Source organism: Rathayibacter sp. PhB127 (genome assembly GCF_003751665.1).
In the GTDB taxonomy this organism is placed as follows: domain Bacteria; phylum Actinomycetota; class Actinomycetes; order Actinomycetales; family Microbacteriaceae; genus Rathayibacter; species Rathayibacter festucae.
Map to the genome: position 1 here is coordinate 49,869 of NZ_RKHW01000003.1, position 15,951 is coordinate 65,819.

Here is a 15,951-nt window from a genome sequence, read left to right on the forward strand (position 1 = left end):
TCGACGCCCGGAAGGACGCCCGTGCCGACGACCCCCGCGACAGCCCGCCCGCGCCGCTCAGGCGCGCGGCAGGCCGGCGAAGTTCGCGGCGCTGAGCTCCTGCACGGCGGGCAGCTTCGCGAGGATGGCGGCCGAGACGCTCTCGCGGTCGGAGAGGACGCGCTCGAGGGCGTCGCCCACGCGGCCGGCGAGACCGGCACCCGGCTCGACGCAGAGGTAGGGCAGCTCGAACATCGCCATCAGGCCCTCGACCTTGCCCTGGGTGGCGAGCGTGATCGCGGGGACGCCCTTCATCAGGGACATGATCGCCAGATGCATCCGGCCGGTGACGGTGACGGTCGCGCGCTCGGTGAAGCCGCGCACCTCCGCCGGGGTGAGGACGTCCTCGACGAAGGCGACGCCGGTCGTGTCCGGCAGAGCCGCGTAGACCTTCCGGCAGGCCGCGAGGTCGTCCGGTCCGTGCTTGATGACGTGCGGGAGCAGCACGACCGCGAGGCCGCGGGCGCGCAGGCCGCCGATGATCTCCACGTAGGCGCCGGTCTGGTCGGTGTCGATCAGCCCGGAGACGTTGACGATCGCGATGCCGCCGGTCGTGTCCAGCGCGGCGAGCTCGGTGCTCGCGCGGCCCTGGTCGACGGAGCGCGCCGAGAAGACGATGTCCGCCGAGGCCTTCGCGTCCAGGCCGTCGCGGCGGGCGCGCTCGACCGAGAGCGGATCGCGGAGGAAGAGGGTCGTGCCGGCACGGTCCGCGTCGCGGAGCTGCGCGAGGGCACCGGGGTGCGCCTTGCCGTTCCAGCTGAAGCCGAGGACGCGGGTGTCCACGCCGGCCGACGCGGCGCTGCGGGCGACGAGCGCCCGGCTGGTCGAGGCGCGGAAGTTGTAGGCGCCGTCCATGATGTCGGCGCCGACGATCGAGACCGACGCGGCGCCGGGCAGCATGGCCCGGAAGCGGCGCAGGTCGCGGACGAAGCTCGGCAGTCCGCCGTAGAGCAGGGTGCCCAGCGAGACGATCTCGACGCGGTCGGCCTGCTCGGCGGGGATGCGGAAGTCGCCCTTGTAGCGGGTGATCACGGTGATCGGCCCGGCCACGTTCTCCAGGAACGCGCCGACCAGCGCGGCGTCGCCGATGTTGCCGGCGCCGGGGGGCGCGATCAGGATCGCGCGACCCTGAGCACCACTGGCCCCGCGGGCCCCGCCGGAGCGGCGGGCGCTGCGCAGGCGCGGAGCGTCGAGGAAGACGCCGCGCGCGCCGAGCGAGAGCACCGCCGGGCTCTTCAGCAGCGGGGCGGTGCGCTTGCGCAGCCCGCCCAGCACCGTCCGGACTCGCGAACCTACTCCGCTCACAGCGATCCCGTTCCCGGCCCCGTCGCGGAGCCGTGCTCATCGATGGCGGAGGCGGCCCGTCGCCGCATCCGTCCGTCAGGGCGCGAGCTGGGCGGCACGTGCATCGGTGGTGCTCGGCCGCCGGGGACGCTCCCGCCGCGCCCAGTGTACGGAGTCGTCCCCCGTTCGCCCGGCGCGCACCGCCGAGGCCCGGTGCGGCCTCCCCTCGTCTTCTCCCTTCTCCTCTCCCAGCCCCGAGTCCCCGCTCACACCTTCCCCGATTGGACACCACGCCCATGACTCGAACGCTCAGCGCGACTCTCGCCGCCCTGCTGGTCGTGATCGCCGCGTTCTTCGCGGCCGCGCCCAGCTTCGCGGCGGCGAACCGCTACGCCTCGCCCAACGGCACGGGAACGGCCTGCTCCGCAGCCGCTCCCTGCGCCCTGACCACCGCCGTCCAGAACGCCGCCGCCGGCGACACCGTGCTGCTCACCGCCGGCACCTACCCGACGACCACCCTCAAGGGCGGGAAGGCGACCGTCGCCGCTCCCGTCGTCGTCCAGCCGGCCCCGGGCGCCTCGCCCGTGCTCGGCTCGACGAAGGTCTACACGCCCAACACCGTGTGGAACGACATCTTCTCCAAGAGCACCTTCTACACCTACGGCTCGGGCATCACGGTGAACCGGATGCACATCGACGGCGCCGGCATCTTCGTGCGCAGCGCGAACGTCGTCGTCCGCGACTCGCTCTTCGAGAACGGCTCGTCGATGGACGGCATCCAGGTCGGCGGCACGGACAACGGGCTGATCGAGAACAACCTGGTCCGGAACTTCGACCAGAACATCGACAACGGCCTGCACGCCGACTGCATCCAGGTGTTCGAGAGCAACGACGTCACCCTCCGCGGCAACACGCTGATGAACTGCTACAACGCGGGCATCATCTTCTCCCCCGGCGGCGGCGACGGCATGACCGACATCACCGTGGAGTCGAACTTCGTCTCCGGCTGCATCGTGATCACCAGCGACTGCCGCGGCGGCTCGTCCGCGGACTTCCGCGAGGCCTCCGCCGACGGCATCTACATCCGCAACAACACCTTCGAGTCCGGCGCGCTGCGGGTCGGCGGGGCGAAGAACACGGTCTTCGACCGCAACATCGTCAGCTACCTCTCCTCCTGCACCAGCCCGATGACGAACACCATCGTCGAGAACTGGAACACGAAGCTCTGCAAGACGCCGTCGCTGCTCAACCAGCAGGGCAACATCCAGGGCGCTCCGGCGCTCGCCTCGGTGGCCACCGGCGACCTGCACGTGCTGTCCGCGACCGGGACCCAGATCGCCGGCTGGGGATCGACCACGTCGGCCCGCACCGACATCGACGGCCAGGTCATGGGCTCCCGCACCGCCGGCGCCGACCAGTTCGGCGGAGTGACCGCTCCGTCGCCGACCGCCACGCCGACGGCCACGCCGACCGCGACCGCGACCGCGACCGCGACCCCGACGGCGACGCCGACCGCGACTCCGACGGCCACCCCGACGGCCACCGCCACCCCGACGCCGACCGCCACGCCGACGCCGACCGCGACTCCGACCGCGACTCCGACCCCGACTCCGACCCCGACGGCCACGCCGGCGCCGGTCGACCGCACGGCACCGACCGTCGCGATCGTCTCGCCGGGCTCCGGCTCGTCGGTCACCGGAGTCGTCAGCCTGATGGCGACCGCCGCGGACGACACCGCCGTGACCGGAGTCACGTACTGGGTCGGCACCACCAAGCTGGGCGACGCCGTGAAGGCGTCGGACGGCAACTGGTACCTCACGGTCAACACCGCGGTGTTCCCCAAGGGCACCTACTCGGTGACGGCGAAGGCCGTCGACGCGGCGGGCAACGCCACGACGAGCGCTCCGATCCTCCTGAAGCGGGTCTGACGCCCGGAGTGATCACCGCCTGAACGTCGAAGGGCCCCTGCGCAGTGCAGGGGCCCTTCGACGTCCGCGGGTGACGGAGTCGCCGTCAGTCGGAGTCGCCGTCAGTCGGAATCGCCGTCAGTCGGCGAAGATCGCGCCCACCGGCTCGCGCTTCTCGGCCTGGAAGCGGTCCTCGGCCCGGCCGAGCGCCCAGTAGGCGGACAGCGAGAGCGCCGCGCGCTCCACGCCCCAGTCGTCCTGGAGGATCGCGCGCAGCCGCTTCATCGCCGTCCGCTCACCGTGGGCGAAGACCTCGACGGCGCCGTCCGGGCGGGTCAGCTCCGCGACGGCGGCGGTCAGCGCCTGCCCCGCCTCCTCGTCGCCGCGGTGCAGCCAGCGCACCTCGACGCCCGCGGGGACGGTCAGCGGCAGCTCGTCCTCGGCGCCGTGCACCTCGATGAGCGCGGTGCCGCGGGCCTCGGCGGGCATCGCCTCCAGGGCCGCCGCGATCGCCGGCAGCGCCGACTCGTCGCCGAGCAGGAGGTTCACGGCGTCGGCGCGCGGCGCCCAGGCGCCGCCCGGGGCCGACATCTCGAGGCGGTCGCCGGGGCGCGCGGAGGCGGCCCAGGGTCCGGCCACTCCCTCGTCGCCGTGCAGGACGAAGTCGATCGCGAGGCTGCGCGCCTCGAGGTCGACGGAGCGGATCGTGTAGGTCCGGCGCACCGGGAGCTCCTCGGGGGCGAGGCGGGCGCGCAGGGCGTCGAGGTCGTGCGGCGGCTCGAGCGCGACTCCGGGCGGGGCGAGCAGCAGCTTGACGTAGCGGTCGGTCGCGGCGAGCCGGTCGGGATCCGCGGCCTCGACGAAGGCGTCGAAGCCCTCGCCACCGAGGTGCACGCGCACGAAGTGCTCGGTGAGCCGCTCGGTGCGCAGCACGGTCAGCACGAGCTGCGGGCGGGACGGGCGGGCGCGGCGCTCGGACGGCGCGGCGGGCGTGGTGGCGTCGGTCATCCCTCCAGCATGCCGCCCGCGCCTGCCCGGCGCGCTCGATCGGCTCGGGCTCGCAGGAACCTCATGACCCGTCCGAAGTGCCGGCCGGCCGGGGCACCTCCGGCACGCGGAACCGTCTCCGGCACGCGAGAACCGTCGGATCCGACGAGCCGAGCCGCGATTCGCGTGCCGGAGGCGTGAGGGGAGCGGCGCGCACGGCCGACAGACAGCTCCGGCACGCGAGAACGCCTCCGGCACGCGGAAACCGCCGAATCCGACGAGCCGGACCTCGTTTCGCGAGCCCAAGGTGCGACCGACGCGGAAGTCGGCGCCCGCCGGGCATCTCCGGCACGCGAGAACATCCTCGGCACGCGGAACCCGCCGAATTCGACGAGCCGGACCGCGTTTCACGAGCCCGAGGTGCCGCGGGCGGAGCCAGGGACGCACCGCGAGCGTCGTGTGGCGCGAGGTGGGGGCGCCCCGGCGCGCGACGGCGCGCGGGCGCGGGCGGCCACGCCGTAGCCTCTCCCCCATGGATGCGACCACGACCGTTCCGCGCGCCGCGACCCTCGCGCCCCGGCTGCAGCCGGACCGGGTCCTCGTGCCCGACGTCCTGCGCGGGGTCGCCATCGTGGCGATGCTGATCGCGCACGCGATGCCGCTCCTGCCGAGTCTGCGCGACGGAGCGGCCGGCTTCGCGGCGGGGAACATCAACGACCTCGCGTCGCCGCTGTTCGCCCTGGTGATGGGGATGTCGGCGGCGCTGGTCCTCGCGCGTCCCGGCGCCTCCGGCGGACGGGTCGTCGTGCAGAACCTGATCCGCGGAGCCGTGCTGGTCGCGCTCGGCGTCTGGCTGGGCGGCTGGGGCAGCTGGATCGCGATCGTGCTGCCGCACCTCGGGCTCACGCTCGCGCTCGGGACGCCGATCCTGCTCCTGCGCAGCCGCCTCGTCGCGATCGTCGCCGCCGTCGTGCTCGTGGCGGGTGCTCCGCTGAACGCGCTGGTCGCGGCGTCGGTGGACCCGGCGGTCCTCTACGCGCGGACACCCGTCGGATTCCTGCTGCAGTGGAGCTTCGTCGATCCGCACTACCGGCTGACGAACCTGCTCCCGTTCCTCCTGCTCGGCGCGCTGCTGCTGCGGCACGGCTTCCGGCGCGACCGCCTGCTCGCCGTGCTCGCCGTCGTCGCGGTGCTGGCGTACCCGGTGCGGCCGGCGCTCGACCGGCTGATCGGCCTCGAATCCGTCTCGGGCAGCCACCCGGACACGCTGCACGACCTCGGCCTGGTGCTCGCCGCCTACGTCGTCGTGGTGCTGCTCGCGACGGTCCGGCGGCGGCCGGCGAGCTCGGTGATCGCGGCGGTGCTCACGCCGTTCCGCGCCGTCGGCTCGCTCGCGCTCTCGGTGTACGTGCTGCAGGTGGCGGTGGTCGCCGCCTTCGCGACCCAGGGCCTCGGCTATGTCGCCGACACTCCCGGCGCGGCCCTCCTCCTGGTGCTGGGAGTGTGGGCGGTCGCGGTGCTGTGGTGGCGCTTCGTCGGCATCGGGCCGCTGGAGTGGCTGATCGGCCGGCTGACCCGGCTCGTGCCGGTGCCGCGGCGCTGAGCCACCGGCGTCATCCCGAGCCGCGTCACTCCCACCTCTCTCAGCGGCCGTATCCCGCGTCCCGGAGTGCCTGCTCCGCTGCGGTCGCGACCTCCGCCAGCAGTCTTCTGAGCGCGGCCTCGACCATCGCCCGCACCCGGATCCTCAACCCTTCCGCGATCACCGGGTAGACCTCGCGGAGGAACACGTGCATCAGAAGGCCACCCTGCTCGTCGACGACGATGAAGTCGGCGCCATCGGTGTCAGGGCGTGCGATCTGCACGGAGAAGCCGCGCTCTGATTGCGCCGACGCAGGCCTGGCGCTCTGCAGCCGTAGCGATCGGGTAGACGTCGAACGGCTGTGTCGATAGCCGTCCCTCAGGCGCCCAGACACAGCCCCATTGACTGCAGAGAGGGTGAGCGACGACCGTAGGGGAGTCGAGTCCCGCGCGGACTGCACCTCGTCGGACACCAGCCCTGTGAGCCGGTCCGCCACCTCGTCGAGGACCTCGTGCTCCAGCCCGCCGCGGCCCGTGAGGAGGACCTCGAAGGCGGAGAGCTGATCCGCGAGCTCGGGCGTGCGCGCCGTCTCCAGCTCGGCTCGGATCAGGTTGATCGTGTCGATCACGCAGTCGCGGAAGAAGACCGTGAACTGCTCTCCGCGCTTCGCGTCCGCCGCCTCGAGAGCATCGAGGTAGCGCGCCTTCTGGTCGGCGAAGATCACGATCGGTACCCCGTACGCCCGGTAGAGGAAGACGGAGGCGAGAGCGCGCGATACCCGCCCGTTCCCGTCCGGAAAGGGATGGATGCAGACGAAGGCGTAGTGCGCATAGGCCGCTTGGATCACGGCCGGCGCCTCGAGGAACTCCGCCGATCGCAACTCTGCGACGAATCGCTCCATCTCCGGGACGACGTCCGCCGGCGAGGCGTAGTTGTGAATGTGGTTCGACGCGAGGTTCAGCGGGTTGTTCGGATCCTTCTTGTACGCGCCGGTCTGGAGCGGGCGCTCCCGCCAGCCGACCGAGGTGAGGACCCGGTAGGTGTCCTGCGAACGGCAGAGCACCTCGTGCAGCCCTCGGATCCAGTACTCGCTGATCGGGACGTTCGCCGTGGCGGCATCGAGGACGTGCTCGTAGCCGGCGAGCTGGTCCGCGATGACCCGCGCGACCGCCTCGCCCTTCTCCTGCGGGATCCGCGCCCACGCGACGGTCGTCGCGGCGACGGTGTACGTGAATCCGCGATCCACCTCGTACAGGTTCTCGATCGCGCCGGTGTCCACCGCCGCCCACTTGTTGGTGATGTCGAGCATCCGGCTCCAGAGCTCAGGTGAGCTCTCCGCACGATCGGCCGTCAGCATCTCGCTGAAGTCGTTCACCAGGTGGACGTCGGCGCGGCGTCCCTCCCACTCCGGGAAGCTCGGGAAGGGCTCGTACGGGTCCGTGATCGGCTCTGTCCCATCGACCATGTCGTCTCCACTCGCTCTGCACAGTCGGCGCGCTCGAGGCGTCGTCTTCTGGATGCGTCAACTCTTCCATCGACTGACCGGGGAGTCGCAACGCTCCGCCCGATCGAGTCCCATCAGCGCCAGGGCACTTGAGCGGGCTCGTCAGCTCTCGACGACCGGCAGCTCGGCGACCGCGACGGCGCCGCCGCTCTCGTCGGTGATCTCGATCGAGGCGACGGAGGCGCGCAGCACGGCCGCGTTCATCGCGCAGTCGAGCTCGGCGGTGCTGCCGAGGAAGGAACCGGAGGGCAGCCGCACGCCCGTCGCCGTGACGAGGACGACCTCGTAGCTCTCGCCGACGGCGAAGCCGCTGCCGCGCAGGATCGTCTCAGTGCCCCAGGTGTGCGCGACGAGCTCGGCGTCGATGTCGAGGGCCGGGTCCTCGGCGAACGCGATCGGCTCGACGGCGCCGAGCGTGCCCGGTCCGCCCTCTGGCGGTCGGTCGCCGAGCGATTGCAGGGCGAGACCGCCGACGGCGCCGAGCGCGACGCAGGCGGCCGCGGCGGTCACGCCGAGCGCGATCCGGCGACCGCGCGCAGGGCGCTTCGGTGCACCCCGCTCCTCCGCATCGCGGGCATCGGGGAGGGCCACCGGCGCCGGGCCGGCGAGCGCCGCGACCCGCGCGCGCAGGTCCGCCGAGGGCTCCGGCTCCTCCCAGCGGCCGACCCCGCCCAGCCCGGAGAGCACGGCGCCGAAGGAGGCCAGCTCCTCGTCCACGCTCTGGTCCTCGGCCCGCAGGCGGTCGAGCTCGGCGGCCTCCCCGGGCGACAGCTCGCCGGCGAGGGCCGCGGCGATCAGCTCCTCGCGACGGCCGCCCTCGTCCGGGCCACCGCTGCCGGGTCCGCCGGTGCCGGGTCCGCCGCTGCCGGGTCCACCGTCGCCGGGTCCGCCACTGCTGGTCACGATCGGTCCTCCGGAGTCGGGTCGGGCCCCGCGAGATGCGTGCGGAGCGCCTTGAGAGCGTAGAACGTGCGGGTCCGGAGCGTCGCGACCGCGACCCCGGTGGCCGCGGAGACCTCGGCGTAGCTCTCGCCGCGGAGGTGGATCGCGACGACGACCTGCCGGTGCTCGGGCGAGAGCCGGGCGAGAGCCTCGACCATCATCAGCGACACGAGGGGATCGACGTCGTCGCCGGGGACGTCGTCGAGCACCTCGGCCGGCACGATCCGCGGCAGCCGCTGCAGGGAGCGGTGCGCGTCGACGACCACGTTGCGGGCGATCGCGAACAGCCACGTGCGCGGGCTCGCACGCTCCGCGGCGTAGCGCTCGCGCGAGCGCCAGGCGCGCAGGAAGGTCTCCTGCACGCAGTCCTCGGCGAGACCGCGGTCGCGCAGGGCGTTGACGGCGAAGCCGAGCAGGGCGGATCCGTGCTCGTCGAACGCCGCGGTGAGATCGAGGGGCGAGGAGTCGCCGGGCGGGGGATCGAGCGGCGGGGGATCGAGAGACGGGGCGGCGGGTCCGGCGGCGGGCACGGGCGCCGGGCGCGGGTCGGGCTGCGTCATCGCGGTGCGGTCCCCTCGTCGCCTCGTCGTCGGCCCGGTCGTCTGCAGCCCGATCGTCGTCGGCATCGTCAGCGCCGCGAGTGCCATCGGCGCCTCCTGTCCCGACCGGCCGGGCGGCCCGTCACAGGGGGTACGGAGCGGAGGAGCGAGACGTTCATCCCGCACTGCGGTCGAGTCTATGAGAAGGATCTCAGACAGCGGGGAACGGGCGCGGTCAGCTCCGGCGGGCTCAGCTCCGCGGCGCCCGGCCCCGCGGCGCCCGGCTCCGCGGAGCGAACGCGCCGAGGGCGTACACGAGTAGGAGCAGCGCCATCGCGACTCCCGACGCGACCGCCGCCAGCACGGCCGCGTCGCCGCTGCCGACGAGCAGCCCGATCCCGCCGAGCACGACCAGCGCGCCGCCGAGCAGCGCGAACATCCGCTCGGAGAACGCCCACGCGAACGGGAGGAAGTGCAGCCCGACCACGAGCGCGATGAGCGCCGGGCGCAGCTCGCCGCGACCCGCCGCCTCGAGGGCTCGGCTGCCGACGGCGATGAGCGCGAACTCAGCGACGACGCAGGCGCCGTAGACGGCGAGCCGGGCGGGCTTCGGCGGCGCGAAGGACCCGAGCGGGCGCGGCCGGACGAAGAGGAACCAGAGCGCGGCGGCGACGGTAGCGGCGACGAGGACGCGGGCGACGAGCGCGACCGGCTCGGCGGGCGAGTACGAGAACGCGAAGACGACCGCGCCGGCCAGGCCGACGACCGCACCCAGCCGGCGCGGGTCCGCGAAGACCGGCGGGCCGCTCTGCTCCGATGCCATCCGGGCAGCCTCGCAGATCCCGGACGGCAGCGACAGCCGCCGGCGTCCCGAGCGAGCACCGGCGGACGCGCCGAGCGGCCGCGGTCCGATCAGGAAGCGGTTCCGAGCTCCTCGATGTCGTCCACACCGGCGGCCGCGGCCTCGCGGCGTCGCGCGCGCAGGGACGGCGCGAGCAGCGCGGCGACGATCGCGAGCGCTCCGACTCCGGCCGAGGCCCAGAAGCCGACGGTGAACGCCTCGTCCGTCGGGGCGCCCTGCGGAGTGACGCTGGAGGAGATCAGCGCGGCGATGACCGCGGTGCCGATGCTGCTGCCGATGGTGCGCAGGACGGTGTTCGCGCTGATGGCCTCGCCGGTCTGGGCGGCGGGGACGCTCTCGACGATCGCGTTGGAGGTGGCCGCGAGGGCCATGCCGATGCCGATGCCGGTGAGCACGCCGGACACGAGGATCTGCCACTCCTCGCCGTGGCCGAGCGCGGGGAGGACGAACGCGATCGCGACGGCGACGCCTCCGGTGATCATCGGGATCTTCGGCCCGACGCGGCGGATCATCGCCCCCGCGACGACGCCGGAGACGACCATGGCGACGACCGTCGGCAGCAGGAACAGGCCCGCTTCGCTGACCGACTTGCCGAAGCCGTAGCCCAGCACCGTGGGCAGCTGGAGCAGGGTCGGCACGAGGATGAAGGTTCCGAACATCGCGAAGCCGAAGGCGAGCGCGACGATGTGCGCGGTCCACACCCCGCGGTGCCGGAAGAGGCGGACGTCGATCAGCGGCTCAGAGACGCGCAGCTCGACCAGCACGAAGGCGACGAGGGCGACCGCGCCGAGCACGAGCAGGCCGATCGTCTTCGCGTCGTCCCAGCCCCAGTTCTGGCCCTCGCTGATGGCGAGGAGGAGCGCGACGAGGCCGATCGAGAGGATCGTCGTGCCGACGAGGTCGAGCTTGCCCGGCGTGCGCACGGGCGATTCCGGCATCCCGAAGACCGCTCCGAGGAGGGCGACGGCGACCAGCACGGCGGGCAGCCAGAACAGCCAGTGCCAGGAGAGCGCCTCGACGATCGGGCCCGCGGCCACGATGCCAACTCCGGCGCCGATGCCGAAGATGGCGGACAGCAGCCCGATGGTGACGCTGACGCGCTCCCGGGGCAGCTCGTCGCGGACGATGCCGATCGACAGCGGCATCACCGCGCCGGCCGCGCCCTGCAGGACGCGTCCGACGATGAGGACGCCGAGGTTCGGCGCGATCGCGGCGACGACCGTGCCGACCAGCAGCAGCGACAGCACCACGATCAGCACCTTGCGCTTGCCGACCATGTCGCCGAGGCGACCGAGGATCGGCGTGAGCACCGAGGCGGAGAGCAGGTAGGCCGTCAGCACCCAGCTCGCGTCGCTCGTGGCCACGCCGAGGTCCTGCCCGATCGTGCCCAGGGCGGGGGCGACCAGCGACTGCAGGACGGCGAACGAGAGACCGCCGAGCGAGAGGTAGAGCACGATCGCGGTGCCGCGCGGCTTCCGCTGCGGCGCAGCGCTCTCGGGCGGGACTCCGGTCGGCACCGAGCCCGTCGCGGCGGGCTGGCTGGTGGTGGACATGCGTCTCCTCGGCTGGTGAGCGGCTTGTAAACAGATGCTGACTTGTCGAGTGTAACCAGCGCGGCACGCCTGTCAACACGTGTTTACTTGTCCTCGGCTAGGTTGGTCGACGGGAGTGGGACATGAGCACTGACAGCGAGGACATCGGCGCAGCGGTCTCCGGCTGCGACGCCGACGACGAGCTCGTCCGCCCGGGCCGGGACGCGGAGGCGACGAAGCGCGCGCTGATCCGGGCCGCGCGGCGCCGGTTCGCGACCGACGGCTACCGCGCGACCACGGTGCGGCACATCGCCGCCGACGCCGGAGTGAACGTGGCCCTGATCAACCGCTACTTCGTCTCCAAGGACGGCCTCTTCGAGGCGTGCATGCGCCGCACCTCGGACGAGCTGGAGTCCGAGACCCCTGACGGCCCCGCGGATCTCGACGCGATCGTCCAGCGGCTGATCGGCCACGTCCTCCGCGCGCCGAACAACGACGACCCGCTGCAGCTCCTCCTCCTGCTGCGCTCCTCGGGCGACGCGACCGCGGACCGGATCCGCCGGGAGACCCTCGAGGAGTTCACCCGCCGGCTCGCCGTCGCGGCGGGCTGGCGCTCGGACGACCCGCGGACCGCCCCGGTACTGGTCCGAGCCCAGCTCGCCATCGCCACGATGATGGGCGTCACCGTGATGCGCACCTCCGCCGCCGTGGAGCCGATCGCCTCCGCCGCCGACGAGGATCTCCGCGAGCCGCTGGACCGGATGTTCCGCGTCCTCCTCGGCGCGGAGTCCGCGACGACCGAGCCGCGCTAGTCCGGGCCGGAGTCGTCGCCGCCCCACTCGGGGGGCGCGCCGGCACTGCGCGGCGGGGCGCGCCGCCTGCCAGGATCCCTCGTGGGCCCTCTTCCCCCGGGAGCCCCTCCCCCGCCGCACGAGAGGCCGCCATGAACGACGTCCGCACCCCCGCCAGCCGCCCCGCCGGCCGCCCCGCCCCCCGTGGCGTCTCCCGCCGGGCGGTCACCACCGCCGCCGCCTGGACCGTGCCCGTCGTGGCCGTCGCCGTCGGCACCCCCGCGGCCGCCGCGTCCGGCCTCGACGTGGGAGCCTTCGTCCTGAACGGCACCTGCGGCAGTCCCGGGATCCTCGGCCCCGGCTTCACGCTCACCGCAGGCTCCGCCGACCTGCCGGTCGGGACCACGATCACCATCGTCGGCAGCGGCGTCGCGAACATCGGCGTGTTCACGGCCACCCCGAGCATCGCGACGATCACTTCCCCGAGCAGCACCACCCGCTTCGTCACCCTCACCGGTCCGCTGCCCGCGGGCTCCACCCTGGGCCTGCGCACCACCCTCTCGATCACCAGCGCCTTCACCCTGAACGCGACGGTGACCCTCCCCGAGGGCTCCGTCGGCACCGGAGCGAAGAGCACGGCGTCGGTCAGGTCCGACCGGGTGTTCTGCACGGGCAACTGACTGCACGGGCGACTGACGGCAAGCGGGTCGATCGCCGAAGATTGATGAAGATTGCCCCGAATGAGAAAATCCTCATCTTGTGCAATCGATGGCAATCGTCGCCCCGGGGCGCTCACACGTCGGACGTGCGGCGGCCGATCAGTACGGGACCGTGAGCGACAGCACCGCGACGTCGAAACCCGGCGCGGTGATGACCAGGTCCGCCACGGGGACCGGACTCTGCGTGCGATCGTCGCTGGCGATCAGCAGCAGCAGGATGCCGGACTCCTCGCCCGCCGCGAGCGCGGGGTCGTAGCGGAGGGCGATCCGCCCCTCCGGGAACCCGTCGGCGTAGCTCCACGGCTGCCCGTTGTAGCCGGCGAACGAGTAGCCGTCCCCCGGGTCCTGCAGGACGACGATCACGGACCCGCCCTCGAGCGGGGTGGAGCCGGTGTTGGTCACGTACACGCGGTACGCCGTCGAGGCCGACCCGACGTCCTCGGCGGGGCCTTCGGCGCGGGCACCGAGCGGAGGGAGCGTCCCGCTGGCCGCGGCAGTCGGCGCGGAGACGGCGAGGGCGATCACGGGGGCGGCCCACGCCGCTCCGACGAGGGTGCGGCGCGCGAGGGGCGCAGCGGGAGCAGGCAGGTCGGGCACGACGGGGTCCTCTCGGCAGGGCTTACGGGGGGCAGGGCCGAGCGTAGGTCGGGGCGGCGGCCTCGGGGAAGCGGATCCGGGCGCCGGGCCCTACTCGGGGGTGGGCCGGTGAGGGACGAGGCGCGGGACCAGCCGCACGAGCACGACCATGCCGATCAGCTCGACGAGGGTCTGCGTCACGACGACCACGGGTGCGAGTGCCAGCGGCGCGGGGAGCGCGAGTGCGAGCGGCAGCACCACGAGAGAGTTGCGGGTGGCGCCGCTGAACACCAGCGCGCGGGACGAGGGGACGTCGAGGCGGACGAGCCGGGCGACGCCGAGACCGACCGCGACCATCACCGCGAGGAACGCGGCGTAGAGGGGGACGAGGACGAGCAGCCTCCCGGCGGCGGCACCGACGGCGCCGATCTGCGAGGCGACGACGACGAGGAGGGTCGCCGCCATCAGCGGCACCATCAGGCCGAGCATCGTCGATTCGACGACCCGCCCCGCGCGATACCGGCGGCCGAGCGCCTGCACGAGCGCGGCGGCGGTGAGCGGCAGCACGATCAGCAGCAGGAGCGCCCGCGCGAACGGGGCCACCTCGACCACGGCGACACCCTCCGGCCCGAGGAACAGCAGGAGGTAGAGCGGGAGCAGCAGGAGCTGCGCGAGCATCAGCAGCGGTGCCGCGGCGAGCAGCCGGTCGGACGCGCCGCCCGCGAGGCCGGCGAAGACGATCACGTAGTCGATGCAGGGCGTCAGCAGCACCAGCAGCACCCCGAAGAGCAGCGCCGGGCTCTCGGCGACGAAGCGGGACAGCCCGAACGCGACGACCGGGACGACCACGAAGTTCAGGACGCCGACCGCGGCGAGGAAGCGGACGTCCCGCAGTGCGCGGCCGAGCGCCGCGAACGGGACGCCGAGGAACGTCGCGAACAGCAGCAGCCCGAGCACCGGCTCGATCGCGCCCTCCAAGTGCCGCGCGGCGGGCAGCAGCAGCCCGAGCACGGCGCCGGCGGCGATCGCGCCGAGGTACACGGCGACCTGCCGCCGCTCGAGCCGCGCGACGAGCGCGCTCACGGTCGGGGGCGCGGCGTACGGAGGGGCACACGCCAACGCTAGAGGCTCGGCGCGTCATTCCGACCGAGCGCTCGACACGCCGCGTTCACGCCGGCCGAGTAGCCGCCTCCTGCGGCCCACTCATGCTGGTCGAGTAGCCGCCTCCGGCGGCGTATCGAGACCCACCACCACCGATCCGGGAGCGAGCCTCCTCCACACTCGGGTTCCGACGATGTTGTCCCCGATCAGCCCGTAGTTCCGACCTCAGTGTCGGTGGCTCCTGCTTCAATACGCGTATGTCTGAAGATGAGAATGCGGCAGCACTCGCGGAGGTGCGCGACTGCTTCACCGACGCCGCGGCCACCGAGCGCGCCGCCTCCCCGACGCGCCTCAGGGCCGCAGAACGGATGCACCGCGGCTACCGCGTCGCCCTCACCGTCCCGGAGGCGTTCGCCCGCGGCACGTCCCGGAGCGAGACCCGGGACCTGGTCGAGCGCTCCATCCGCGCCGAGCTCGCGGTGACGCTCGGCGTGTCCGAGCGGGAGGTCTGCCGCCGCCTCGAGACCGCGCAGATGCTGATGGAGCGCCTTCCCCTCACCCGCGCCCTGCTCCGCGACGGCCGGATCCTCTGGGAGGTCGGCGAGGCCGTCTGCAGGACCGCGAGCAGCCTCCCCGAGAGCTCCCGCTCCGCACTGGACGAGCGTGCTGCCGACGCCGCCCTCTCGATGACGACCACGCAGCTGCGCCGAGCCCTGAGCCGCTGGCGCGAGGAGCTGCACGAGCAGCCCCTCACCGAGCGGCACGCCCGCGCCCGGGAGGACCGCGCCGTCTGGGTCACCCCGGACGTCGACGGGATGGCGACCCTCTGCCTTCACGCCCCCGCGCCGGCGGTGACGGGCGCGTACGACCGGCTGCGCCGCATCGCCCACACCCTCCGCGACGACGGCGACCCCCGCACCCTCCAGCAGCTCAGCGCCGACGCGGCCGTCGATCTCCTCTGCGACGGCGACATCGCCGGCACGACACCGGACCCCGAGCACCGCCCGGACCCGACCTTCGTCCCCGGAGTGCGGGCCGAGGTCCGGCTGACCCTCGCCGCGTCGACGGCCGTCGGCCTGGACGACGCTCCCGCGGACCTCGACGGCTACGGCCCCGTGCCCGCACCGATCGCCCGAGAGCTGATCCGCACAGCCGCCTCCTTCACCCGGGTCCTCACCGATCCGGAGACCGGCGCCGTCGTCTCCGTCGGCCGCACCTACCGGGTCCCGCCGCCGCAGATGCGCCTGCACCTGCAGCTGCGGGACCAGACCTGCCGCTTCGCCGGCTGCACCCGCCCCGCCGCCACCAGCGAGGCCGACCACACCCTCGAATGGCGCAACGGCGGCGAGACGTCGCTGGAGAACCTCGTCTCGCTCTGCACGTCCCACCACCACATCCGGCACGGGGACCAGTGGACGTACGTCAGACACGACGACGGAACGATCGTCTGGACGAGCCCGACCGGCCGGCGGATCAGCAACCGGCCGCCGCCGCTCCCCGGACGGCCGCCCGACCCGCCGCCGGGGCCGCGCTTCGACACTGTGCCAGCACCGTTCTGACGGTGGGGGATCTCGATACGCCCGCTC

Annotated in this window: 14 protein-coding genes; 5 read left to right on the top strand and 9 right to left on the bottom strand. The window is 73.4% G+C overall.

The window, feature by feature from the left end:
- Window positions 1-57 precede the first annotated feature (57 nt).
- Window positions 58-1,314, bottom strand: coding sequence for a polysaccharide pyruvyl transferase family protein (locus EDF22_RS14925; protein WP_123705681.1), 1,257 nt, complete (start codon window positions 1,312-1,314; stop codon window positions 58-60).
- 305 nt (window positions 1,315-1,619) lie between these two features.
- On the opposite strand from EDF22_RS14925, the gene EDF22_RS14930 reads away from it, so the two are divergent.
- Entirely contained in the window at window positions 1,620-3,251 is a 1,632-nt protein-coding gene (locus tag EDF22_RS14930; RefSeq protein WP_123705682.1) for an Ig-like domain-containing protein, read from the top strand.
- Between the two features lie 117 nt (window positions 3,252-3,368).
- On the opposite strand, the gene EDF22_RS14935 is transcribed toward EDF22_RS14930, so the two are convergent.
- On the bottom strand, window positions 3,369-4,238 hold the full coding sequence (locus EDF22_RS14935; protein WP_123705683.1) for a siderophore-interacting protein: 870 nt from the start codon (window positions 4,236-4,238) through the stop codon (window positions 3,369-3,371).
- Between the two features lie 511 nt (window positions 4,239-4,749).
- On the opposite strand from EDF22_RS14935, the gene EDF22_RS14940 reads away from it, so the two are divergent.
- Window positions 4,750-5,820 (top strand): DUF418 domain-containing protein, encoded by a 1,071-nt coding sequence (locus EDF22_RS14940; RefSeq protein WP_123705684.1) that lies wholly within the window; start codon window positions 4,750-4,752, stop codon window positions 5,818-5,820.
- 40 nt (window positions 5,821-5,860) lie between these two features.
- On the opposite strand, the gene EDF22_RS14945 is transcribed toward EDF22_RS14940, so the two are convergent.
- The 5 genes from EDF22_RS14945 to EDF22_RS14965 form a co-directional block, all read right to left on the bottom strand.
- Complete coding sequence (locus EDF22_RS14945; protein WP_123705685.1) at window positions 5,861-7,264, bottom strand: Fic family protein; 1,404 nt, start codon at window positions 7,262-7,264, stop codon at window positions 5,861-5,863.
- Between the two features lie 141 nt (window positions 7,265-7,405).
- A complete protein-coding gene (locus tag EDF22_RS14950; protein WP_123705686.1) occupies window positions 7,406-8,206 on the bottom strand; it encodes a hypothetical protein in 801 nt (266 codons plus the stop codon).
- Window positions 8,203-8,892 (bottom strand): sigma-70 family RNA polymerase sigma factor, encoded by a 690-nt coding sequence (locus tag EDF22_RS14955; RefSeq protein ID WP_260303485.1) that lies wholly within the window; start codon window positions 8,890-8,892, stop codon window positions 8,203-8,205. The genes EDF22_RS14950 and EDF22_RS14955 overlap by 4 nt, the downstream gene beginning before the upstream one ends.
- A 142-nt stretch (window positions 8,893-9,034) precedes the next feature.
- A complete protein-coding gene (locus EDF22_RS14960) occupies window positions 9,035-9,607 on the bottom strand; it encodes a DUF7010 family protein (RefSeq protein ID WP_123705687.1) in 573 nt (190 codons plus the stop codon).
- Between the two features lie 89 nt (window positions 9,608-9,696).
- The gene (locus EDF22_RS14965) at window positions 9,697-11,199 is read right to left on the bottom strand and encodes an MFS transporter (RefSeq protein WP_123705688.1); all 1,503 of its coding nucleotides are present in this window, start codon (window positions 11,197-11,199) and stop codon (window positions 9,697-9,699) included.
- 122 nt (window positions 11,200-11,321) lie between these two features.
- On the opposite strand from EDF22_RS14965, the gene EDF22_RS14970 reads away from it, so the two are divergent.
- Both EDF22_RS14970 and EDF22_RS14975 read left to right on the top strand, forming a co-directional pair.
- Window positions 11,322-11,990 carry a TetR/AcrR family transcriptional regulator gene (locus EDF22_RS14970; RefSeq protein ID WP_123705689.1) on the top strand — a complete coding sequence of 223 codons (669 nt, stop codon included), beginning with the start codon at window positions 11,322-11,324 and terminating at the stop codon, window positions 11,988-11,990.
- 131 nt (window positions 11,991-12,121) lie between these two features.
- On the top strand, window positions 12,122-12,649 hold the full coding sequence (locus EDF22_RS14975; protein WP_123705690.1) for a hypothetical protein: 528 nt from the start codon (window positions 12,122-12,124) through the stop codon (window positions 12,647-12,649).
- 138 nt (window positions 12,650-12,787) lie between these two features.
- Here EDF22_RS14975 and EDF22_RS14980 read toward each other — a convergent pair whose 3' ends face one another.
- Both EDF22_RS14980 and EDF22_RS14985 read right to left on the bottom strand, forming a co-directional pair.
- Window positions 12,788-13,285: a hypothetical protein gene (locus EDF22_RS14980; protein WP_123705691.1), complete on the bottom strand. Its 498-nt coding sequence runs from the start codon at window positions 13,283-13,285 to the stop codon at window positions 12,788-12,790.
- A 90-nt stretch (window positions 13,286-13,375) separates the two neighbouring features.
- Window positions 13,376-14,347 (bottom strand): bile acid:sodium symporter, encoded by a 972-nt coding sequence (locus EDF22_RS14985; protein WP_123705692.1) that lies wholly within the window; start codon window positions 14,345-14,347, stop codon window positions 13,376-13,378.
- A 275-nt stretch (window positions 14,348-14,622) separates the two neighbouring features.
- On the opposite strand from EDF22_RS14985, the gene EDF22_RS14990 reads away from it, so the two are divergent.
- Window positions 14,623-15,924: an HNH endonuclease signature motif containing protein gene (locus tag EDF22_RS14990; protein ID WP_123705693.1), complete on the top strand. Its 1,302-nt coding sequence runs from the start codon at window positions 14,623-14,625 to the stop codon at window positions 15,922-15,924.
- Window positions 15,925-15,951 lie beyond the last annotated feature (27 nt).